The organism is Nocardioides sp. TRM66260-LWL (assembly GCF_020075545.1).
Taxonomy (GTDB): Bacteria; Actinomycetota; Actinomycetes; order Propionibacteriales; family Nocardioidaceae; genus Nocardioides.
This window is the reverse complement of the sequence record NZ_JAIQZK010000010.1, coordinates 12,499-33,559: the sequence shown is the minus strand read 5'-3', so window position 1 is coordinate 33,559 and position 21,061 is coordinate 12,499. Positions and strand designations below refer to the sequence as shown.

The following is a 21,061-nucleotide window of genomic DNA, read 5'->3' as shown; positions in this document are numbered from 1 at the left end:
GCGTGATGCTAGCCACAAACAAGAACGTGTTCTAGTCTTCGGCCGTGGCCCTCAACATCGCCGATCTCTTCGAGCACGCCGTCGACGCCGCCCCTGACAAGCCGGCCCTGAAGGTGGGGGAGCGCACCGTCACCTTCGCCGAGCTCGAGGCCGACGCCAACCGGCTCGCCCACCACCTGCAGGCCCAGGGCGTGCAGCCCGGGCAGCACGTCGCGGTCTACGCCAAGAACTCCGTCGAGCACGTGGTGGCTGTGCTCGCGATCTGCAAGATCCGCGCCGTCAACATCAACGTCAACTACCGCTACGTCGAGGCCGAGCTCGACTACCTCTTCGACAACGCCGACGTCGTCGCGCTGGTCGTCGAGCGCACCTACGCCCCGCTCGTCGCGTCGTGCTTCCCCAAGCACGAGCGGCTCACCTCGGTCGTCGTCATGCCCGACGTCATGGAACCCGACGACGCCAGCGACGTCTCGGCCTTCGGCGGCGTGCTGTGGGACGACGCGCTGGGCGTGCAGAGCGCCGAGCGCGACTTCGGCCCGCGCTCGAACGACGACCTGCACATCATCTACACCGGCGGCACCACGGGCTTCCCGAAGGGCGTCATGTGGCGCCACGAGGACTTCTGGCGGGTGCTCGGCGGCGGCATCGACTTCATGACCGGCGCGCTGCTCGAGGAGCACGACCAGGCGGCGCAGGCCGCGCAGGACGGCCGGATGACCACCTTCCCGCTGAGCCCGCTCATGCACGGCGGCGCCCAGGCGGGCCTGCTCATGCACCTGTTCGCCGGGCACCTCACGATCCTCGAGCCGAAGTTCGACCCCGTGCGCACTTGGGAGATCATCGAGCGCGAGAAGGTGCAGCTGATATTCATGACCGGCGACGCCATGGCGCGCCCGCTCATCGAGGCCTACGAGGCGAAGGCCGCCACCGGCACGCCGTACCACTGCCCCGACCTGATCGCGATCTCCAGCAGCGCCGCGATCTTCAGCCCGCCGGTCAAGGAGCGCTGGATGGCGGCGTTCCCGAACTCGTTCTTCACCGACTCCATCGGGGCCTCCGAGACCGGCTTCCAGGGCACCGGCCTGCAGGACGCCGCGCACCTGAGCACCGACGGACCGGTCGTCGCGCTCGGCCCGCACGTGGTCGTGCTCGACGACGACAACCGGCCGATCGACCTGGCCTCGGGTGCCGGACGCACCGGGCGGCTGGCGCGTGGCGGCCACGTGCCGGTCGGCTACTACAAGGACGAGCGCAAGTCGGCCGAGACCTTCCTGGTCATCGACGGCGAGCGCTACTCGGTGCCCGGCGACTTCGCCCGCATCGAGGCCGACGGCCGCGTGACGATGCTCGGCCGGGGCTCGAACTGCGTGAACACCGGCGGGGAGAAGGTCTTCCCCGAGGAGGTCGAGATGGCGATCAAGCGCCACCCGGCCGTCTACGACGTGCTCGTCGTCGGGCTGCCCGACGAGCGGTACGGCCAGGCCGTCACCGCCGTCGTCGAGCTGCGCGAGGACGTCACGCTCGAGCTGGAGGACCTGCGGACCTTCCTGCGCGAGCACCTCTCGGGCTACAAGCTGCCGCGCCAGCTCGCCGTCGTCCCGCAGATCCCGCGGAACGCCACCGGCAAGGCGCAGTACCCGCGAGCCAAGGAGCTCGCCCTGGAATCCCTCACGACTGGAGTCTGATCGATGCGCACCCCCATCTGCGACCTCTTCGGCGTCGAGTACCCGATCGTCGCGTTCACCCCCTCCGAGCACGTGGCCGCCGCGGTGTCCCGCGCCGGCGGCCTGGGCGTGCTCGGCTGCGTGCGGTTCAACGACACCGAGGAGCTCGACCGCACGCTGACCTGGATGGACGAGAACACCGACGGCAAGCCGTACGGCACCGACGTCGTCATGCCGATGAAGGTGCCCACCGAGGGCACCTCCACCGACCTGTCGTCCTACATCCCCGAGGACCACCGCCGGTTCGTCGACGAGACCCTGCTCAGGCTCGGCGTCCCGCCGCTGCCCGAGGGCGAGGGTCGCGACGGGGTGCTCGGCTGGCTGCACTCGGTGGCGCGCTCGCACGTCGACGTCGCCCTGCAGCACCGCACCGTGTTCATGGCGAACGCGCTGGGCAGCCCGCCGGTCGACGTGATCGAGAAGTGCCACGCGGCGGGGGTCAAGGTGGGCGCGCTCGCGGGCACCGCCAAGCACGCGCTCAACCACGTGGCCAACGGCGTCGACGTGATCATCGCCCAGGGCTACGAGGCCGGCGGTCACACCGGCGAGATCGCCTCGATGGTGCTCACGCCCGAGGTCGTTGACGCCGTCGGCCCGGACGTCCCGGTGCTCGGCGCCGGCGGCATCGGCTCGGGCCGGCAGATCGCGGCCTCGCTCGCGCTCGGCGCGCAGGGCGTGTGGATGGGCTCGATCTGGCTGGGCACCGAGGAGTACCGCAACCTCGCCTCCAACCAGGGCTGGGAGGAGGCCTTCCTCCGGGCCAGCTCCAGCGACACCGTGCGCACCCGCATCTACACCGGCAAGCCGGCGCGCCTGCTGAAGACGAAGTGGACCGACGCATGGGCGGAGGAGGGCGCACCCGCGCCGCTGCCGATGCCGCTGCAGAACCTGCTCGTGGCCGAGGCCCACAACCGGATCAACGCCTCCGGCGACCCCGACGTCATCTCGATGCCGATCGGCCAGATCGTCGGTCGGATGAACCGGGTGCGCCCGGTCGCCGACGTCGTGGCCGACCTGGTCACGGAGTTCGGCGAGGCCGTCGCCGCCCTCGGCAAGATCAACGCCTGACGTGCGCGTCGCCGCCCCGGTGCGCCGCCTCGGGGCGGCGATCGCGCTCGTCGTGGCCGGCGGCGTCGGCCTGCACGCCGTCCCGAGCGTCTCCGCGCTCGACGCGCTGCAGCCGGTGCCGGCGGCCGTCTGCGGCCCCGGGGCCCGCCCGGAGACCGGCATCCAGGGCCGCGTGCCGGCCTCCGACTACGCCTCGGGCCGCGCCGCCCGCGGCTACCGGTGCAACACGCGTCCGGTCGCGACCGTCGGGCGCACCGGCGGCTTCAAGGTGCTGCGCTACACCGACCGCACCGGACGCACCTGCGCCTACTACGACTCGACGCTGGTCTTCCCCCGCGACGTCGTCACCGGACTGACGACCGGGAAGGGCAACGGGGTGGTCGTCCTCGACATGACCGACCCGGCGAAGCCGGTGCACACGACCACGCTCCGCACGCCGGCGATGATCAGCCCGCACGAGAGCCTGCTGCTCAACCAGCGGCGCGGCCTGCTGGCCGGCGTGCTCGGCACGTTCCTGACCTACCCGGGCGTCCTGGACGTCTACGACCTGCGCGCCGACTGCCGCTTCCCGGTGCTGCGCTCGAGCACGCCGTCCGGCGTGCTGGGCCACGAGTCGGGCTGGTCGCACGACGGCCGCACCTTCTACACCGCGAGCACGGTGGCGACGCTCGCCGCGGTCGACCTGACCGATCCCTCGACCCCGCGGACGATCTTCACCCGCTGGGGCGTCACCTACCACGGTCTGCGGCTCTCCGCCGACGACCGCACGCTGTACGCCGCCCGCATCGGCACGCCGTCGCTGACCCTGCTGCGCGACGCCGGCCTGACCATCCTCGACGTCGGCGGCATCCAGGACCGCGCGGCGAGCCCGGCCGTGCCCGTGCTCTCGGAGATCACCTGGCCCGAGCACTCGATCCCGCAGGTGGCCGAGCCGTTCACCCGCGACGGCCACCACTACGTCCTCGAGGTCGACGAGTTCATCGACCTCTTCGAGCTCGGCGGGCTGCTCGCCGGGCCGAACGCCTCGGTCGGCGCCGCACGGATCATCGACGTCGAGGACCCGCGCCGCCCGCGCGTGGTCTCGCGCATCCGGCTCGCCGTCCACCAGCCCGACGTCCACGGCGGCGAGCAGGTGGGCGACCCCGGGGCGTCGTTCCCCGCCCAGGGCTACGCGGCCCACTACTGCTCGCTGCCGACGAGCGTCGACCCGGCGATCGCGGGCTGCTCGATGATCCTCTCGGGGCTGCGGCTCTTCGACATCCGCGACGTCGACCACCCGCGGGAGGTGGCCTACTTCAACCAGCCCGCCACGCCGGCGGTGGGGCTGCCCACCTTCGCGGGCGCCTTCGCGATGTCCGCGCCCGCCTGGGACCGCCGGCGCGGCCAGGTCTGGTACACCGACGCCAACACCGGCTTCCACGTCGTCCAGCTCACGAACGGGGTCCAGCGGCTGCTCCGCTGACCGTCACGCGAGCCGTCTGGGCGTCCGTCGCTGGGTCGGGCCGTGGGTCGGTGGTCGAGCCTGTCGAGACCCTCGCGTCCGCCGACCTCAGTGGTCGGAGCTCACCGGCGTGATCGCGCCGCCCGGCGTGCCCGCGCGGGTCAGCGTGGGCCAGGTCGCGACGGCGAGGAAGACCAGCATGGCGACCACCAGCGCCAGCCGCACGGCGCGCCGCAGCGACGCCTGCCGCTGCGCCTCGTCCGCCCACCTCACCCGAGAACGGTAGGCCGACGCGACGACGCCCCGGATCGGTCGAACGGACGATCCGGGGCGTGCGACAGGGTGGGCCGGCCGGGCCGACCGGCGGGCGGTCAGGCCGGCTCGGCGGCCAGCACGCGGCCGATGGCGAGCGCCTGCTCGGTGGCCGAGCCCCAGGCGAACTCGAAGCGCTTGGCCGCGGTGAAGTACCGGTGCGCCTCGCCGTCGAGGTCGATGCCGACGCCCCCGTGCACGTGCACGGTGGTGTGCGCCAGCCGGTGGGCGGCGTCCGCGGCCCACAGCTTGGCGGTGGCGACCTCCACCTCCGCGGGGAGGCCCTCGGTGAGCCGCCACACGGCGCTCCACAGCGTCAGCCGCTGCCCGAGCACGTCGATGTAGCCGTCGGCGAGGCGCTGCGAGACCGCCTGGAAGGTGCCGATCGGACGACCGAACTGCTCGCGGGTGCGCGCGTAGCCGGCGGTCAGCGCGAGCGCCCCCTCGGTGACGCCGAGCAGCTCGGCGGCCGTGGTGAGGGTCAGCAGCTGGCCCAGCCGGGTGGCGGCGACGCCGTCGGCGGCGCCGACCAGCGTCGCGGGGGCGCCGGTGAGGTCGAGCCGGACGACGACGTCGCCGTCGCTGGTGCGCTGCGGCGTGCGCTCCACGCCGTCTGCGCCGAGGTCGAGGAGGAACACGCCGACGCCGCCCTCGGTGCCCTCGACGGTGGCGGTGACCAGCGCCGCGGAGGCCGTGGCGCCGGCGCGCACCAGCGCCTTGGCGCCGTGCAGGGCGTGGCCCTCGCCCGCGACCCGGGCGACCGTGACGGGACGCGCCGGCAGATGGCTGCGCTCCTCGGCCACGGCGGCGGTCAGCACGGCCTCGCCGGATGCGGCGGCGGGCAGCCAGGCGGCCTGCTGCTCCGGCGTCCCCGCCTCGGCCAGCAGCAGCGACGCCGCCCCGTGCACGGCGAGCGGCACGGGCGCGACGCGGCGTCCGGCCTCGACGAGCACCCGGGCGAGCTCGATCAGGCCGAGCCCGGCGCCGCCGTGCTCCTCGGGGAGCTGCAGGGAGAGCAGGCCGGCCTCGCCGAGGGCTCGCCACAGGTCGCGGTCGAGGCGATCGCCGGCGGCCTCGACCGCCTTGAGCCGGTCGGTGGTCGTGGCGTCGGCGAGGATCCGCGCGGCGAGGGCCGCGGCGTCGTCCTGCTCGGGGGTGAAGGTGAAGTCCATGGGATCCGTCCTGGGAGGGGGCTCGGGTGCGGCTCGGCGTCAGCGGGACGCGGCCGGCAGGCCGAGGCCGACGTAGCCGATGATGTCGCGCTGGATCTCGTTGGTGCCGGCGCCGAAGGTCATGACGAGCGACGAGCGGTGGTAGCGCTCGAGGCGCCCGGCGAGCACCGCGCCCTCGGAGTCGCCGGTGAGCCCGGCGTGCGGGCCGACGACCTCCATCAGCGAGCGATACACCTCGATCGCGAGCTCGGAGCCGTAGATCTTGGTCGCCGACGCCTCGGCGGGGGAGAGCGCGATGCCGAGGTCGGCGTCGGAGGTGAGCTTCCAGTTCAGCTGGGTGAGCATGTCGATGCGGGCGTGCGCCCGGCCGAGCGCGATCTGCACCCACTCGGCGTCGATCACCCGCTGGCCGTCGGGGTTCTTGGTCTGCTGCGCCCACTCGCGCACCAGGCGCAGGGACTGCTGCAGCGGCGCGGCCGAGGTCAGCGCCACGCGCTCCTTGTTGAGCTGGTCGGTGATCAGCGGCCACCCGCGGTTGAGCTCGCCGACCAGGTTGGTCACCGGCACCCGCACGTCCTGGTAGTAGGTGGCGCTGGTGTGCACCCCCGCCACCGTGTGCACGGGCGTGTAGGAGAAGCCCTCGGCGTCGGCCGGCACGAGGATCATCGAGAGGCCCTTGTGCCGGGGCAGGTCGGCGTCGGTGCGGCAGGCCAGCCAGATCCAGTCGGCGTACTGGATCAGCGAGGTCCACATCTTCTGGCCGTTGATCACCCACTCGTCGCCCTCGCGCACCGCGCGGGTCTGCAGCGAGGCGAGGTCGGTGCCGGAGCCGGGCTCGGAGTAGCCGATGGAGAAGTGCAGGTCGCCGGCCAGGATGCGGGGGAGGAAGTAGTCCTTCTGCTCCTGCGTGCCGTAGTGCATGATCGTCGGCCCGACGGTGTTGAGCGTCAGGTACGGCACCGGCACGCCGGCCACGGCGGCGGCGTCGGTGAAGATCAGCTGGTCGACCATCGAGCGCGCCTGGCCGCCGTACTCCTTCGGCCAGCCGATGCCGAGCCAGCCGTCCGTGCCGAGGCGACGGATGACGTCCTTGTAGACGCCGGCGTCGCCGAACTCGCCGGTGGCCGAGGAGAGGCCCGCGCGGACCTCGGGGGTGACCAGGTCGGCGAAGTACTCGCGCAGCTCCTCGCGCAGGCGTACCTGCTCGGGCTCGAGCTCCAGGTGCATGGACGGCTCCGTTCGTGCGGCCGGCGAGCCGCCGCCGGGACGGCGCGGCTCTGGGATGCTGGGGCGTGTGGCTGGCGCCACACGTCGCAAAACTATAACCTGTTCTCGTTTTGGTCCACAGGAAGCGGAGGACGCGATGAACCACGGCGGCGGCACCACCCCAGGTGCGGTGCGGATGCTCGACCGGGGCCTGGAGCCCCAGCGGTTCGCCCGCGGCTGGCACTGCCTCGGCCTGGCCTCGACCTTCGCCGACGGGAAGCCGCACGGCATCGAGGCCTTCGGCACCAAGCTGGTCGTCTGGTCGGACTCCGAGGGCCGGCTGAACGTCCTGGACGGCTACTGCCGCCACATGGGTGGCGACCTCACCCAGGGCTCGGTCAAGGGCGACGAGATCGCGTGTCCGTTCCACGACTGGCGCTGGGGCGGCGACGGCCGCTGCAAGACCATCCCGTACGCCCGACGCGTCCCGCTGCGCGCCCGCACGCAGCGCTACGAGACGGTCGTCCGCAACGGCCAGCTGCTCATCTGGCACGACGCCGAGAACAGCGCGGCCGACCACGACCTGCTGCCCCCGGAGCTGCCCGGCGTCGGCACCGACGCCTACACCGATTGGATCTGGGCGGTCGAGCCGATCGAGGGCTCCCACTGCCGCGAGCTGATCGACAACGTCGTCGACATGGCGCACTTCTACTACGTGCACTTCTCGTTCCCGACGAGCTTCCGCAACGTCTTCGAGGGCCACACGGCCACCCAGTACATGGAGTCCAAGGGGCGCCCCGACAAGACCGAGGGCTACTCCGACGCCGACCTCTTCCTGCGCTCGGAGGCCACGTACTACGGGCCGTCGTACATGATCAACTGGCTCGACGTGGAGTACAAGGGCTTCCAGACCGAGGTCGTCCTGATCAACTGCCACCTGCCCACCGGGCCCGACTCCTTCACCCTCCAGTACGGCATCACCGTCAAGAAGCCCGAGGGGCTCGACGACCGCACCGCGCAGTACATCGCGCGCAAGTACGCCCAGATGTTCGGCGGCGGATTCCTGCAGGACGTGCACATCTGGAAGAACAAGATCCCCGTGCAGAACCCGCTGCTCTGCGAGGAGGACGGGCCGGTCTACCAGCTGCGCCGCTGGTACGAGCAGTTCTACGTCGACGTCGCCGACGTCAGCCCGGAGATGACGGCCCGCTTCGAGTTCGAGGTCGACACCACGAAGGCCAACGAGTTCTGGCAGGTCGAGGTCGCCGAGAACCTCGCCCGGCGGGCCGAGCAGGAGCGGGCCGAGCAGGAGGCCGCCGCGCAGGAGGAGGCCGCCCCGGCGGCCGTCGACGCCTGATGGCCTCGTTCGTCCCGACCAGCCCGGAGACCGCCGAGGACCAGCGGCTCTACACCGCGGCCCGGCTCGTCGAGGTCGCCTGCCTCGACTGCCTGGCGAGGGTCGGGGTGAAGAAGAACTCCGAGCACCACACGTCGGTGCAGTGGAGCGCCGAGGCCACCGCCGCGTGCCCTGTGCTCAGCCGGCGGGACGAGCGCGCCCGCGGCCGCGGCGTGCATCAGGCTTGTGAGCGCCTGGCCGCCAGCATCGACGCCGCCGCCCGCCGCGGCGACATCCCGCTCGGCGCCGAGGACGGCTACTGAGCCGTCGGCCGCGCCGCCCCCGAACCGAGGAGACACCGCACCCGTGGACCCGCAGTCCTTCGAGCTCACCGTCGTCGACGTCGTCGAGGAGACCGCCGACGCCCGCTCGATCTCCTTCGCCGTGCCGGCGGGGGAGGAGCAGACGTTCGCCTACCGGCCCGGCCAGTTCCTGACCGTCGCCGTGCCGAGCGACCTCACGGGCGTCGCCGCACGCTGCTACTCGCTGTCCTCGAGCCCGCACGACGGCGGACCGCTGACGGTCACGGTCAAGCGCACCGCCCAGGGCTACGCGTCGAACTGGCTGTGCGACCGACTGACGCCGGGCGACACGTTGCGGGTGCTGCCGCCGAGCGGCATCTTCACCCCGGCGTCGCTCGACGCCGACCTGCTGCTGTTCGCGGGCGGCAGCGGCGTCACGCCGATCATGTCCATCCTGCGCACCGCGCTCGCCCACGGCACCGGCCGCATCGACGTCCTCTACGCCAACCGCGACGAGCGGTCGGTGATCTTCGCCGAGGAGCTGTCGCGGCTGGCGGCCGAGCACCCCTCCCGGCTCCAGGTCGTCCACTGGCTGGAGTCGGTGCAGGGCCTGCCGACGCCGGCCCAGATCGAGGCGTTCGCCGCCGACCGGCTCGGCCACGACGCGTTCGTCTGCGGCCCCGCGCCGTTCATGAAGATGGTCACCGGCGCGCTCAAGGAGCTCGGCTTCCCGCGCGAGCGACGCCACCAGGAGAAGTTCGTCTCCCTCGGCGGCAACCCGTTCGGCGAGATCGCGCTCGCGACCGCGCCGGCCGAGGACGCGCCGGTCGCCGACGCCGGCCCGGTCGTCACCGAGCCGGTCTCGCTCTCGGTCGAGCTGGACGGCGAGAAGCACGTCTTCGACGACTGGGCCCCGGGCACCACGATGCTCGACCACCTGGAGTCGAAGGGCGTCAAGGCGCCGTTCTCGTGCCGCGAGGGCGAGTGCTCGGCCTGCGCGGTGCGGCTGCTGGCCGGCGAGGTGCGGATGCTGCACGACGACGTCCTCGACGACGAGGACCGCGCCGACGGCATCCGCCTGGCCTGCCAGTCGGTCTCGGTGGGCGAGGACGTCGAGGCCACCTACTCCTGAGCGTCGCGCCTGGGTCGCGCCGGTTCGCCCCGACCGCCCGGCGAGCGGTGGTCCAGACCGGACGAGATCGTTCGGCGCACACCCGTAGCCTCCCGGGGCCGGTCGCGTTGTCCTCCTCGAAGGCAACCTGGGGAGGGAACCGAATGATCATCGACGACGCCATCGTCGTGGCAACCGCGATGCTGATCTCGCTGGCCGTGGTCGTGGCCGTGATGCTGCTGGCCGCGCGGCCGCCGGCCGGCCACGCCGCCGTGATCCGCCGCGAGCGCTCCCGAGCCGCGGTCGACCCGCGCGAGGTCCGGCTGCCCGACGTCGTCGAGCGGCTGCGTCGGGAGGGCCTCCCGGAGGCCGACGTCGCCCTCGTCCTCGAGGCGGCCGAGCGTCGCCTCGTCGCCCCGGCCTTCCTCTGGTCCTGGGTCGAGCGCTTCGGCGCCCGGGCCCTCGCGGTCGCCGTCGTCGGCGGCCTCACCACCGCGGAGCTGGCCGGCGCGCTGATGCGCGGCCGCTGCCCCGACCTCGACTCGCTGGCCGTGCTGGCCGGCGTCCGCGGGCTCAGCCCGCAGCTCTGCGGCGGGGCCGCCGAGCTGCGTCACGGCTGACGCCGCCCTCGACCGCTCCCTCCCCCTGCCACCGCGGCGCGGAGCCGACGTCCCGGACCTGCCTGACTCCGGTGACCGGCCCCGCGCCGCGGTCGCGCGTCACCAGCCGCGCTCGCGCCACTCCGCCAGGTGCGGCCGCTGCTCGCCCAGCGTCGAGTCGCCGCCGTGGCCGGGGTAGAACCACGTGTCGTCCGGCAGGGTGCCGAAGATCTTGGTCTCGACGTCGCCGATGAGCTGCGCGAACGCGTCCGCGTCGCCGAAGGTGGCACCGACCCCGCCCGGGAAGAGGGTGTCGCCGGTGAACAGGTGCGGGTGGCCGGACGGGTCGCGGTAGGTCAGGGCGACGGAGCCGGGGGTGTGGCCGGCGATCGCGGTGACCTCGAGCTCGCAGGCGCCGACCCGGACGACGTCGCCGTCGCCCACGGTGCGGGTCACCGGCACGCCGGTCTGCTCGGTGATCGCGGCCGCGTCGGGCTCGCCGCTGATCACCGCCGCGCCGGTCGCGGCGACGACGTCGGCGAGCGCTCGGTGGTGGTCCCAGTGCTGGTGGGTCGTGACCACGGCGGTCAGGCCGGCGTCGCCGATCAGCGGCAGCAGGGTCGCCGAGGCGTCCGCGGCGTCGACCAGCAGCTGCTCGCCGGTCGCCGCGCACCGCAGCAGGTAGCAGTTGTTGGCCATCTTCTCGTCGACGGCGACCTTCGTGATCGTCAGGTGCTCGAGGGTGCGGACGGCGGGGGCGCCGCCGACGGCGACGTCTCCGGTGTAGGCGCTCATGCGCGCCACCGTAACGTGAGTGTCGGAGGGCCGTGACAGGCTGACGCGCGTCCCGCCCGTAGGATGAACAGCTGTTCGATCCTGCCCCACCCCACCACCCCGAGGACGAGTCCGTGGCCGACCAGCTGATCATCCGTGGCGCGCGCGAGCACAACCTGCGCGACGTCTCGCTCGATCTCCCGCGCGACTCCCTCATCGTCTTCACCGGGCTCTCCGGCTCGGGCAAGTCGTCGCTGGCCTTCGACACGATCTTCGCGGAGGGCCAGCGGCGGTACGTCGAGTCGCTCTCGGCCTATGCCCGGCAGTTCCTCGGCCAGATGGACAAGCCGGACGTCGACTTCATCGAGGGCCTCTCGCCGGCGGTGTCGATCGACCAGAAGTCCACCTCGCGCAACCCCCGCTCGACCGTCGGCACGATCACCGAGGTCTACGACTACCTGCGCCTGCTCTACGCGCGCGCCGGCCGTCCGCACTGCCCCACGTGCGGCGCCCCGATCGAGCGGCAGACGCCGCAGCAGATCGTCGACCGGCTCCTCGCCCTGGAGGAGGGGCGGCGCTTCCAGGTGCTCGCGCCGGTCATCCGCGGCCGCAAGGGGGAGTACGTCGACCTCCTGCGCCAGCTGCAGAGCCAGGGCTACTCCCGGGCCCGCATCGACGGCGAGACGCACACGCTCGACGCGCCGCCGACGCTCGACAAGCAGCGCAAGCACACCATCGAGGTCGTCGTCGACCGGCTGGCGGTCAAGGAGACCGCCAAGCGCCGGCTCACCGACTCGATCGAGACCGCGCTGACCCTCGCGGGCGGCCTGGTCGTCGTCGACTTCGTCGACCTCCCGGCCGACGATCCGGGGCGCGAGCTGAAGTTCAGCGAGCGGATGGCGTGCCCCAACGACCACCCGATCGACACCGACGACCTCGAGCCGCGGTCGTTCTCGTTCAACTCGCCGTTCGGCGCCTGCCCGGTCTGCAGCGGCCTCGGCACGCGCATGGAGGTCGACCCCGAGCTGGTCGTGCCCAACCCCGCGGCGACGCTCGGCGAGGGCGCCATCGCCCCGTGGAGCCATGCGCACATCGCCGACTACTTCCTGCGGCTGATGGCGGCGCTGGGCGAGGAGCTCGGCTTCGACCTCAACACGCCGTGGGAGGACCTCCCGGCCAAGGCCCAGCGGTCGCTGCTCGACGGCCACACGTCCCGCGTGCACGTCGTCACCCGCAACCGCTACGGCCGCGAGCGCGCGTACTTCGCCGACTTCGAGGGCGTGCGGCCCTACGTCGAGCGTCGCCACCGCGAGGCCGAGTCCGACACCAGCCGCGAGCGGTTCGAGGGCTTCATGCGCGAGGTGCCGTGCCCCACGTGCTCCGGCAGCCGGCTCAAGCCCGTCTCGCTGGCGGTCACCCTGGGCGCGAAGGAGGACGGCGGGCTGAACATCCACGAGCTCTGCTCGCGGCCGATCAGCGAGACCGCCGCCTACCTGCGCACGCTCGAGCTCTCCGAGCGCGAGCGGCAGATCGCCGAGCGGGTGCTCAAGGAGATCCAGGAGCGCCTGCAGTTCCTGCTCGACGTCGGCCTCGACTACCTCTCGCTCGACCGCCCGTCCGGCTCGCTGTCCGGCGGCGAGGCGCAGCGCATCCGCCTGGCCACGCAGATCGGCGCGGGCCTCGTCGGAGTCCTCTACGTCCTCGACGAGCCGTCGATCGGCCTGCACCAGCGCGACAACCAGCGGCTGATCGAGACCCTCGTCCGGCTCAAGGAGCTCGGCAACACGCTCATCGTCGTCGAGCACGACGAGGACACCATCCGCGTCGCCGACTGGGTCGTCGACATCGGCCCCGGGGCGGGCGAGCACGGCGGCCGCGTCGTCCACAGCGGCACCGTCAAGGACCTCTACGAGCACCCGGAGTCGCTCACCGGTCAGTACCTCTCGGGTCGACGCGAGATCTCCGTGCCGGAGGTCCGGCGCCCCCGCACCAAGGGCCGCGAGCTGAAGGTGCTCGGCGCACGCGAGCACAACCTGCGCGACGTCGACGTCGCCTTCCCCCTCGGCGTCTTCGTGGCCGTCACGGGCGTCTCCGGCTCGGGCAAGTCGACGCTGGTCAACGACATCCTCTACACCTCGCTGGCCAAGCAGCTCTACAACGCCCGCACGCTGCCCGGTCGGCACCGGGCGATCACCGGCCTCGAGCACGTCGACAAGGTCATCCACGTCGACCAGTCGCCGATCGGCCGCACGCCCCGCTCGAACCCCGCCACCTACACCGGCGTCTTCGACCACGTCCGCAAGCTCTTCGCCGCCACCCCGGAGGCCAAGGTCCGCGGCTACCTGCAGGGCCGCTTCTCCTTCAACGTCAAGGGCGGTCGCTGCGAGGCGTGCGCCGGCGACGGCACGATCAAGATCGAGATGAACTTCCTGCCCGACGTCTACGTGCCGTGCGAGGTCTGCCAGGGCGCGCGGTACAACCGCGAGACGCTCGAGGTGCACTACAAGGGCAAGACCATCGCCGAGGTCCTCGACATGCCGATCGAGGAGGCCGTCGACTTCTTCGCGGCGGTCCCCGCGATCGCGCGCCACCTGACGACCCTCGTCGAGGTGGGTCTGGGCTACGTCCGTCTCGGCCAGCCGGCCACGACGCTCTCCGGCGGCGAGGCGCAGCGGGTCAAGCTGGCCGCCGAGCTGCAGAAGCGGTCCACGGGCCGCACGGTCTACGTGCTCGACGAGCCCACCACCGGCCTGCACTTCGAGGACATCCGCAAGCTCCTGCTCGTGCTCGGCCGCCTCGTCGACCAGGGCAACACGGTGCTGGTCATCGAGCACAACCTCGACGTCATCAAGACCGCCGACTGGATCGTCGACATGGGCCCCGAGGGCGGCTCCGGCGGCGGCACGATCGTCGCCGAGGGCACGCCGGAGCAGGTCTCCCAGGTGTCGGCGAGCCACACCGGACGCTTCCTCCGCCCGCTGCTCGAGGGACGCGAGGCCCGCCAGCCCACGCGCATGCTGCCGGCCGATGCCGCGCCCGCGCCCGCCCGTGCCACGCGTCGTCAGGCAGCCACCCAGAGCGCCAACGCCCGGGCCGCGGCGCGGGCCACGGAGGCGGCCGACGCCCGTCGCACGCCGACGGCGAAGAAGACGGCCGCGAAGAAGACGACGGCCACGAAGGCCACGGCGACCAAGGCGACCGCGAAGAAGACCGCGGCGAAGAAGACCGCGAAGCGCGCGGCGTCCTGAGCGGACGATTCACAGGGAGCTCTCACCCGGCGGCGGTGGGGCGGGGTCGGCGGCGACGGTAGCGTCGACGACGTCCACCCGAGCCCGCCAGGACCCGGCCGAGAGGTACCCCATGAGCGCACCGAGCACCGACCCGACCACCTCGGCCGAGGAGCCGTGCGGCACGCGCGGCTCGACCCGCCGCGGCGCGATCTGCGGGCTGGTGGCGCTCGGCGCGGGGGCGCCGCTGCTCGCCGCGTGCGGCACGTCGGGCTCCTCCTCGACGTCGGCCGGCGGCACGGGGGCGACGGCCTCGGACGGCCCGCTGACCGCGACCAAGGACGTCCCGGTCGGCGGCGGCGTGGTCCTGGGCGACCAGGGCGTGGTCGTCACCCAGCCGTCCGCGGGCGAGTTCAAGGCCTTCAGCGCCACCTGCACCCACGCCGGCTGCGCGGTGTCCGCGGTCGAGGACGGTCAGATCGTCTGCCGCTGCCACGGCTCGGAGTTCTCCATCGCCGACGGCTCGGTCACCGCCGGCCCCGCCAGCGCGCCCCTCGCGGAGAAGCCGGTCAAGGTCAGCGGCGGGGAGGTCACCCTGGCCTGACCCGGGCCTGACCCTGGGACGGCCGGCGGCCGACCCGGATGCCGCGCCCGACCTTGTGCCGGGCCTGTCGGTGGCCGCTCGTAGGGTTGGGGACGTGTCCGTCCCGTACCGCCCCGAGCCCGGCTCGATCCCCACGCAGCCCGGGGTCTACCGCTTCCGGGACGCCCGCGGCCGGGTGATCTACGTCGGCAAGGCCAAGAGCCTGCGGCCACGCCTGTCGTCGTACTTCCAGGACGTCGCGCACCTGCATCCCCGCACCGCGACGATGGTGCACACGGCGGCCAGCGTGGAGTGGACGGTCGTCAACACCGAGGTCGAGGCCCTCCAGCTCGAGTACTCCTGGATCAAGGAGTTCGACCCCCGCTTCAACGTCAAGTACCGCGACGACAAGTCCTACCCGTGGCTCGCCGTCACCACCGGCGAGGAGTTCCCGCGGGTGATGGTGGGCCGGGGCGCCAAGCGCAAGGGCACCCGCTACTTCGGCCCGTACAGCCACGCCTGGGCGATCCGCGAGACCGTCGACATCCTGCTGCGGGTCTTCCCGATGCGCTCGTGCAGCGCCGGGGTCTTCAAGCGCTCCCAGCAGGTGGGTCGCCCGTGCCTGCTCGGATACATCGACAAGTGCTCCGCGCCCTGCGTCGGCAAGGTCGACGCCGAGGAGCACCGACGCATCGTCGACGACTTCTGCGACTTCATGGGCGGTCAGACCCGCCCGTTCATGCGGCGCATCGAGCAGCAGATGTACGACGCCTCCGACGCGCTCGACTTCGAGAAGGCGGCGCGGCTGCGTGACGACCTCGGCGCGATGAACCGGGCCCTCGAGAAGCAGGCGGTGGTCCTGGGCGACGGCGCCGACGCCGACGTCGTGGCGCTGGCCGAGGACCCCCTGGAGGTCGCCGTCCAGGTCTTCTACGTGCGGGGCGGCCGCATCCGCGGTCAGCGCGGCTGGGTCGCCGACCGCGTCGAGGAGGGCGAGACCGCCGAGCTGGTCGAGCACTTCCTGCTCCAGCTCTACGCCAGCGAGTCCGACTCCATCCCGCGCGAGATCCTCGTCCCGGCTCTGCCGCCCGAGGCCGCGACGCTGGAGAGCCTGCTCTCCGACCTGCGCGGCTCGCGCGTGCAGATCCGCGTCCCCCAGCGGGGCGACAAGCGGACGCTGCAGGAGACCGTCGCCCAGAACGCCGCCCAGTCGCTCGCGCTGCACAAGACCAAGCGCGCCAGCGACCTCACCACCCGCAGCAAGGCGCTCGAGGAGATCCAGGAGGCCCTCGAGCTCGACGACGCCCCGCTGCGCATCGAGTGCTACGACGTCTCGAACCTGCAGGGCACCGAGGTGGTGGCCTCGATGGTGGTCTTCGAGGACGGCCTGTCCCGCAAGAGCGAGTACCGGCGGTTCGTCATCAAGAGCGTCGACGGACAGAACGACGTCGCCTCCATGCACGAGGTCATCACCCGCCGCTTCCGTCGCCTGCTCGACGAGCAGGCCCGGTCCGCGACCGTCGAGGGCGACTCCGGGCCCATGCTGGTCGACCCCGAGACCGGCCGCCCCCGGAAGTTCGCCTACGTCCCCGGGCTGGTCGTCGTCGACGGCGGCCCGCCCCAGGTGGCCGCCGCGCAGCGCGCCCTCGACGAGCTGGGCATCGACGACGTGCCGGTCTGCGGTCTGGCCAAGCGCCTCGAGGAGGTCTGGCTGCCGGGCGAGGACGACCCGGTCATCCTGCCCCGCACCTCCGAGGGGCTGTACCTGCTCCAGCGCATCCGTGACGAGGCGCACCGCTTCGCGATCAACCACCACCGCTCGCGGCGCAGCCGCACCATGGTCGAGAGCACCCTCGACGACGTGCCCGGCCTCGGCGAGGTCCGTCGGCGCACGCTGCTCAAGCACTTCGGCTCGCTCAAGCGGCTGCGCGAGGCCACGGTCGAGGAGCTCGTCCAGGTGCCGGGCATCGGCGAGCGCACGGCGGTCGCGATCAAGGACGCCGTCGCGGCCGCGTCGGCCACCCGCAAGACTGTCGCCGTCAACACCGCCACCGGCGAGATCGAGGAGTCATGAGCGAGCAGCCCGAGGTCCCCGTCCCGTCGGCCGCGCCCGTGCCGGGGCCGCTCGTGGTCGTCACCGGCATGACCGGCGCCGGACGCAGCACCGCCGCCGCCGAGCTCGAGGACCTCGGCTACTACGTCGTCGACAACCTGCCGCCGAGCCTGCTGCGCGACGTCGTCCGGCTGGTCGACGAGAGCCGCGGCGTCGCGCAGCCGATCGCGGTGGTGGTCGACGTGCGCTCGGGCTCGTTCTTCGGCTCGCTGCAGGCCAACCTCGCCCAGGGCGCGACCGGACGCGACGCGACCCTGGTGTTCCTCGAGGCCACCGACGACGTGCTCGTCCGCCGCCAGGAGGCCGCGCGCCGGCCCCACCCGCTCCAGGCCGGCGGCCGCCTGCTCGACGGCCTCCAGCGCGAGCGCGAGGTGCTGGCCGAGCTGCGCGGCGAGGCCGACCTGGTCATCGACACGACCTCGCTCAACGTGCACCAGCTGGCCAAGCGCATCGCCGAGAGCTTCGGCTCCCCGGAGTCCACCACCCTGCGCATCCGCGTGGTCAGCTTCGGCTTCAAGTACGGCATCCCTGTCGACGCCGACTTCGTCGCCGACATGCGCTTCCTGCCGAATCCGCACTGGATCCCCGAGCTGCGCCCCAACACCGGACGCGATCCCGAGGTCTCGCAGTACGTGCTCTCCCGCGACGGGGCGGCGGAGTTCCTCGACGCCTACGTGCCCGTGCTCGACGGCGTCGCCGGCGGCTACCTGCGCGAGGGCAAGCGGTTCATGCGGGTGGCGATCGGCTGCACGGGCGGCAAGCACCGCAGCGTCGCCATGACCGAGGAGATCGTCCGCCGCCTGCGCGAGCTGGGCCACGAGGCCACCTCCACCCACCGCGACCTCGGGCGGGAGTGAGCATGCGGGTCACGGTGCCCGACGTCCGGCTGGGCCAGGGCCGCTCGGTCGTCGCGTTCGGCGGGGGTCACGGGCTCTCGGCCAGCCTGCGGGCCCTGCGCGAGCTCGTCCATCGCCGCGTCGTCGGCGACCTGACGGCCGTCGTCACGGTCGCCGACAACGGCGGCTCGTCCGGCAGGCTCCGCGGCGAGTTCGGCGTCCTGCCGCCGGGCGACCTGCGGATGGCCCTGGCCGCCCTGTGCCGCACCGACGACTGGGGCGACACCTGGGCCGGCGTCCTCCAGCACCGCTTCGCCGGCGACGGCGAGATGAACGGCCACGTGGTCGGCAACCTGCTGATCGTCGCGATGTGGGAGCAGCTCGGCGACCACGTCCGGGCGCTCGACCTCGTCGGCCGCCTGCTCGGCGCGGCCGGCCGCGTCCTCCCGATGGCGCTGAGCCCGATGGACATCCGGGCACAGGTGCGGGGCCTCGACCCGCTCGACCCCGAGTCGCTGACGACCGTGCGGGGGCAGGTGCAGGTCGCCCGCACCGATGGCGTCATCGCGTCGATCGAGCTCGAGCCGTCCGACCCCGAGCCCTGCCCCGAGGCGATCGCGGCGGTCGACGCCGCCGACTGGGTCGTGCTCGGCCCGGGCTCGTGGTTCACCTCGGTCATCCCACACCTGATGGTGCCCGCGCTCCGCGAAGCGCTCGTGCGCACCCCGGCCCGCCGCGCGGTCGTGCTGAACCTCGACGAGCAGGCGGGGGAGACCCACGGCTTCGGCCCCGCCGACCACCTCGCCGTCCTGGCCGAGCACGCGCCCGAGCTGCGCATCGACGTCGTCCTGGCCGACACCGTCAGCGTCGAGGGCCACGAGGCCGAGCTCGAGCAGACGGTGAAGGCGCTCGGCGCGCGGCTGGTGGTGGCCGACGTGGCGCTCGGCGACGGCACCCCGCGGCACGACCCGCACCGGCTCGCCGCCGCGTTCGAGCACATCCTCGCCGAGGAGCCGGCGGCGGCCGGGCCCCGCGGCTGACCGGGTCGGGGGCACGGTGCCGGCCCGCACCAGGTTGCGAGGGTGCTGGACGCGTGTGTGAGGATCGGCGACATGGCGATGACGGCACAGGTGAAGGCGGAGCTGGCCAGCACGCAGGTCACCAAGCCGTGCTGTCGCAAGGCCGAGGTCGCCTCGATCTTCCGCTTCTCCAACGGTCTCCACCTGGTCAACGGCCGGATCGTGCTCGAGGCCGAGCTCGACACCGGTGCCGCCGCCCGACGCCTGCGGCGTGACATCCAGGAGGTCTACGGCCACCACGCCGACGTCGTGATGGTGCAGGGCAACGGCCTGCGGCGCGGCACCCGCTACGTCGTGCGGGTGGTCAAGGACGGCGACTCCCTCGCCCGGCAGACCGGCCTGGTCGACCAGCGCGGGCGTCCGGTCCGCGGTCTGCCGCCGGCGATCGTCACGGGCGGCGCCTGCGACGCCGTGGCCGCCTGGCGCGGCGCCTTCCTCGCGCACGGCTCGCTCACCGAGCCGGGCCGCTCGTCCAGCCTCGAGATCACCTGCCCGGGCTCGGAGGCGGCGCTGGCCCTCGTCGGCGTCGCGCGGCGCCTCGGCATCTCCGCCAAGCCGCGGGAGGTGCGCGGCGTCGACCGCGTGGTCATCCGCGACGGCGACGCCATCGGTCAGCTGCTCACGCGCCTCGGCGCCCACGAGTCGCTGCTCGCCTGGGAGGAGCGGCGGATGCGCCGCGAGGTGCGGGCCACCGCCAACCGCCTGGCGAACTTCGACGACGCCAACCTGCGCCGCTCCGCGCGCGCCGCCGTGGCGGCCGGCGCCCGGGTCGAGCGGGCGATGGAGATCCTCGGCGAGGAGGTGCCCGACCACCTGCGGATGGCCGGCGCCCTGCGTCTGGAGCACAAGCAGGCCAGCCTCGAGGAGCTCGGCCAGCTGCACGAGCCGGTGCTCACCAAGGACGCCATCGCGGGCCGCATCCGCCGCCTGCTGGCGATGGCCGACAAGCGCGCCGAGGAGCTCGGCATCCCCGACACCGAGGCCTCGCTCAGCCCCGACCTGCTCGGCGACGCCTGACGCCGGCGCCGGCACGTCGGCGCTGGTCCCGCGCCGCGCGACGGCGTGACCAGGGTTACCCGCACGTACGGCGGGACACCGCCCGAGGACGCCCCGTCGCGCGCGATAGGGTCGCCGCGTCGTGAACCCCCGTACCCCCGCCCGCGGGGAAGAGCAGGAGCAGCAGTGACCGTTCGTGTAGGCATCAACGGCTTCGGTCGGATCGGCCGCAACTTCTTCCGGGCGGTCGCCGCCTCGGGCGCCGACGTCGAGATCGTGGGCATCAACGACCTCACCGACAACCAGGTGCTCGCGCACCTGCTGAAGTACGACTCGATCCTGGGCCGCCTGGGCTCCGAGGTCGAGGCCACCGACGACGCCATCGTCGTCGACGGCCGGACGATCAAGGTCACCTCCGAGCGCGAGCCCGGCAACCTGGCCTGGGGCGACCTCGGCGTCGACGTCGTCGTGGAGTCGACCGGCTTCTTCACCGACGCGACCAAGGCGAAGGCCCACGTCGACGCCGGCGCGAAGAAGGTCATCATCTCCGCGCCCGCCTCCAACGAGGACATCACCGTCGTGATGGGCGTCAACCACACCCAGTACGACCCGGCGGCGCACACCGTCATCTCGAACGCGTCGTGCACCACCAACTGCCTCGGCCCGATGGCCAAGGCGCTGAACGACGCGATCGGCATCAACAAGGGCCTGATGACCACCATCCACGCCTACACCGCCGACCAGAACCTGCAGGACAACATCCACAAGGACCTGCGCCGGGCCCGTGCCGCCGCGCTGAACATCGTCCCCACCTCCACCGGTGCCGCGAAGGCGATCGGCCTGGTGCTGCCCGAGCTCAAGGGCAAGCTCGACGGCTACGCGCTGCGCGTCCCCACCCCGACCGGCTCGCTCACCGACCTCTCCTTCGAGGCCTCCCGCGAGACCTCGGTCGAGGAGGTCAACGGGGCGGTCAAGGCCGCTGCCGACGGCAAGATCCTCAAGTACTCGACCGCGCCGATCGTCTCCACCGACATCGTCACCGACTCCGCGTCGTGCATCTTCGACGCGCCGCTGACCAAGGTCATCGGCAACCAGGTGAAGGTCGCGGGCTGGTACGACAACGAGTGGGGCTACTCCAACCGCCTCGTCGACCTGATCGCGTACGTCGGCGAGACCCTCTGA

The 21,061-nt window shown here is 72.7% G+C and carries 18 protein-coding genes; 14 read left to right on the top strand and 4 right to left on the bottom strand.

Annotated elements, in window-relative coordinates; translation table 11 throughout:
- Nucleotides 1–44: 44 nt before the first annotated feature.
- From K8Z61_RS17205 to K8Z61_RS17195, 3 genes are read left to right on the top strand one after another with little or no spacing between them, the layout of a single operon-like run.
- On the top strand, nt 45–1,685 hold the full coding sequence (locus K8Z61_RS17205) for an acyl-CoA synthetase (RefSeq protein WP_224131350.1): 1,641 nt from the start codon (nt 45–47) through the stop codon (nt 1,683–1,685).
- A 3-nt stretch (nt 1,686–1,688) separates the two neighbouring features.
- Nucleotides 1,689–2,792 carry a nitronate monooxygenase family protein gene (locus K8Z61_RS17200; RefSeq protein WP_224131348.1) on the top strand — a complete coding sequence of 368 codons (1,104 nt, stop codon included), beginning with the start codon at nt 1,689–1,691 and terminating at the stop codon, nt 2,790–2,792.
- A gap of 1 nt (nt 2,793) precedes the next feature.
- Nucleotides 2,794–4,254, top strand: coding sequence for an LVIVD repeat-containing protein (locus K8Z61_RS17195; protein WP_224131347.1), 1,461 nt, complete (start codon nt 2,794–2,796; stop codon nt 4,252–4,254).
- Between the two features lie 87 nt (nt 4,255–4,341).
- Here the strand turns inward: K8Z61_RS17195 and K8Z61_RS17190 are convergent, their stop codons facing one another.
- The 3 genes from K8Z61_RS17190 to K8Z61_RS17180 form a co-directional block, all read right to left on the bottom strand.
- Nucleotides 4,342–4,506 carry a hypothetical protein gene (locus tag K8Z61_RS17190; RefSeq protein ID WP_224131345.1) on the bottom strand — a complete coding sequence of 55 codons (165 nt, stop codon included), beginning with the start codon at nt 4,504–4,506 and terminating at the stop codon, nt 4,342–4,344.
- Between the two features lie 98 nt (nt 4,507–4,604).
- Nucleotides 4,605–5,717 carry an acyl-CoA dehydrogenase family protein gene (locus tag K8Z61_RS17185; RefSeq protein WP_224131344.1) on the bottom strand — a complete coding sequence of 371 codons (1,113 nt, stop codon included), beginning with the start codon at nt 5,715–5,717 and terminating at the stop codon, nt 4,605–4,607.
- 39 nt (nt 5,718–5,756) lie between these two features.
- The gene (locus K8Z61_RS17180; RefSeq protein ID WP_224131342.1) at nt 5,757–6,944 is read right to left on the bottom strand and encodes an acyl-CoA dehydrogenase family protein; all 1,188 of its coding nucleotides are present in this window, start codon (nt 6,942–6,944) and stop codon (nt 5,757–5,759) included.
- Between the two features lie 136 nt (nt 6,945–7,080).
- Here K8Z61_RS17180 and K8Z61_RS17175 point away from each other — a divergent pair, with 136 nt between their 5' ends.
- The 4 genes from K8Z61_RS17175 (at nt 7,081) to K8Z61_RS17160 (ending at nt 10,292) form a co-directional block, all read left to right on the top strand.
- The gene (locus K8Z61_RS17175; protein ID WP_224131340.1) at nt 7,081–8,280 is read left to right on the top strand and encodes a Rieske 2Fe-2S domain-containing protein; all 1,200 of its coding nucleotides are present in this window, start codon (nt 7,081–7,083) and stop codon (nt 8,278–8,280) included.
- Entirely contained in the window at nt 8,280–8,582 is a 303-nt protein-coding gene (locus K8Z61_RS17170; protein ID WP_224131338.1) for a hypothetical protein, read from the top strand. The genes K8Z61_RS17175 and K8Z61_RS17170 overlap by 1 nt, the downstream gene beginning before the upstream one ends.
- A gap of 43 nt (nt 8,583–8,625) precedes the next feature.
- Complete coding sequence (locus K8Z61_RS19440; protein WP_224131337.1) at nt 8,626–9,693, top strand: ferredoxin--NADP reductase; 1,068 nt, start codon at nt 8,626–8,628, stop codon at nt 9,691–9,693.
- A 143-nt stretch (nt 9,694–9,836) separates the two neighbouring features.
- Nucleotides 9,837–10,292 carry a hypothetical protein gene (locus tag K8Z61_RS17160; protein WP_224131335.1) on the top strand — a complete coding sequence of 152 codons (456 nt, stop codon included), beginning with the start codon at nt 9,837–9,839 and terminating at the stop codon, nt 10,290–10,292.
- Nucleotides 10,293–10,391: 99 nt separating this feature from the next.
- Here the strand turns inward: K8Z61_RS17160 and K8Z61_RS17155 are convergent, their stop codons facing one another.
- The gene (locus K8Z61_RS17155) at nt 10,392–11,066 is read right to left on the bottom strand and encodes an MBL fold metallo-hydrolase (protein WP_224131333.1); all 675 of its coding nucleotides are present in this window, start codon (nt 11,064–11,066) and stop codon (nt 10,392–10,394) included.
- Between the two features lie 113 nt (nt 11,067–11,179).
- Here K8Z61_RS17155 and uvrA point away from each other — a divergent pair, with 113 nt between their 5' ends.
- The 7 genes from uvrA (at nt 11,180) to gap (ending at nt 21,061) form a co-directional block, all read left to right on the top strand.
- Nucleotides 11,180–14,293, top strand: a complete 3,114-nt coding sequence (gene uvrA, locus K8Z61_RS17150) for an excinuclease ABC subunit UvrA (protein WP_224131331.1) — start codon at nt 11,180–11,182, stop codon at nt 14,291–14,293.
- Between the two features lie 112 nt (nt 14,294–14,405).
- A complete protein-coding gene (locus K8Z61_RS17145) occupies nt 14,406–14,876 on the top strand; it encodes a Rieske (2Fe-2S) protein (protein WP_224131329.1) in 471 nt (156 codons plus the stop codon).
- Nucleotides 14,877–14,970: 94 nt separating this feature from the next.
- Nucleotides 14,971–16,929, top strand: coding sequence for an excinuclease ABC subunit UvrC (gene uvrC / locus K8Z61_RS17140; RefSeq protein ID WP_224131327.1), 1,959 nt, complete (start codon nt 14,971–14,973; stop codon nt 16,927–16,929).
- Complete coding sequence (gene rapZ / locus K8Z61_RS17135) at nt 16,926–17,825, top strand: RNase adapter RapZ (RefSeq protein WP_224131325.1); 900 nt, start codon at nt 16,926–16,928, stop codon at nt 17,823–17,825. The genes uvrC and rapZ overlap by 4 nt, the downstream gene beginning before the upstream one ends.
- Before the next feature lie 2 nt (nt 17,826–17,827).
- Nucleotides 17,828–18,844: a uridine diphosphate-N-acetylglucosamine-binding protein YvcK gene (gene yvcK, locus K8Z61_RS17130; RefSeq protein WP_224131323.1), complete on the top strand. Its 1,017-nt coding sequence runs from the start codon at nt 17,828–17,830 to the stop codon at nt 18,842–18,844.
- 72 nt (nt 18,845–18,916) lie between these two features.
- Nucleotides 18,917–19,900 carry a DNA-binding protein WhiA gene (gene whiA, locus K8Z61_RS17125; RefSeq protein ID WP_224131321.1) on the top strand — a complete coding sequence of 328 codons (984 nt, stop codon included), beginning with the start codon at nt 18,917–18,919 and terminating at the stop codon, nt 19,898–19,900.
- Nucleotides 19,901–20,065: 165 nt separating this feature from the next.
- Complete coding sequence (gene gap, locus K8Z61_RS17120) at nt 20,066–21,061, top strand: type I glyceraldehyde-3-phosphate dehydrogenase (RefSeq protein WP_224131319.1); 996 nt, start codon at nt 20,066–20,068, stop codon at nt 21,059–21,061.

Excerpts from the sequence above, each read along its gene's own strand:
- K8Z61_RS17180 (WP_224131342.1), bottom strand. The coding sequence starts at position 6,944 with ATGCACCTGGAGCTCGAGCCCGAGCAGGTACGCCTGCGCGAGGAGCTG.
- K8Z61_RS17175 (WP_224131340.1), top strand. The coding sequence starts at position 7,081 with ATGAACCACGGCGGCGGCACCACCCCAGGTGCGGTGCGGATGCTCGAC.
- K8Z61_RS17170 (WP_224131338.1), top strand. The coding sequence starts at position 8,280 with ATGGCCTCGTTCGTCCCGACCAGCCCGGAGACCGCCGAGGACCAGCGG.
- yvcK (WP_224131323.1), top strand. The coding sequence starts at position 17,828 with ATGCGGGTCACGGTGCCCGACGTCCGGCTGGGCCAGGGCCGCTCGGTC.
- K8Z61_RS17185 (WP_224131344.1), bottom strand. The coding sequence starts at position 5,717 with ATGGACTTCACCTTCACCCCCGAGCAGGACGACGCCGCGGCCCTCGCC.
- K8Z61_RS17155 (WP_224131333.1), bottom strand. The coding sequence starts at position 11,066 with ATGAGCGCCTACACCGGAGACGTCGCCGTCGGCGGCGCCCCCGCCGTC.
- rapZ (WP_224131325.1), top strand. The coding sequence starts at position 16,926 with ATGAGCGAGCAGCCCGAGGTCCCCGTCCCGTCGGCCGCGCCCGTGCCG.
- K8Z61_RS17145 (WP_224131329.1), top strand. The coding sequence starts at position 14,406 with ATGAGCGCACCGAGCACCGACCCGACCACCTCGGCCGAGGAGCCGTGC.
- whiA (WP_224131321.1), top strand. The coding sequence starts at position 18,917 with ATGGCGATGACGGCACAGGTGAAGGCGGAGCTGGCCAGCACGCAGGTC.
- K8Z61_RS17160 (WP_224131335.1), top strand. The coding sequence starts at position 9,837 with ATGATCATCGACGACGCCATCGTCGTGGCAACCGCGATGCTGATCTCG.
- K8Z61_RS17200 (WP_224131348.1), top strand. The coding sequence starts at position 1,689 with ATGCGCACCCCCATCTGCGACCTCTTCGGCGTCGAGTACCCGATCGTC.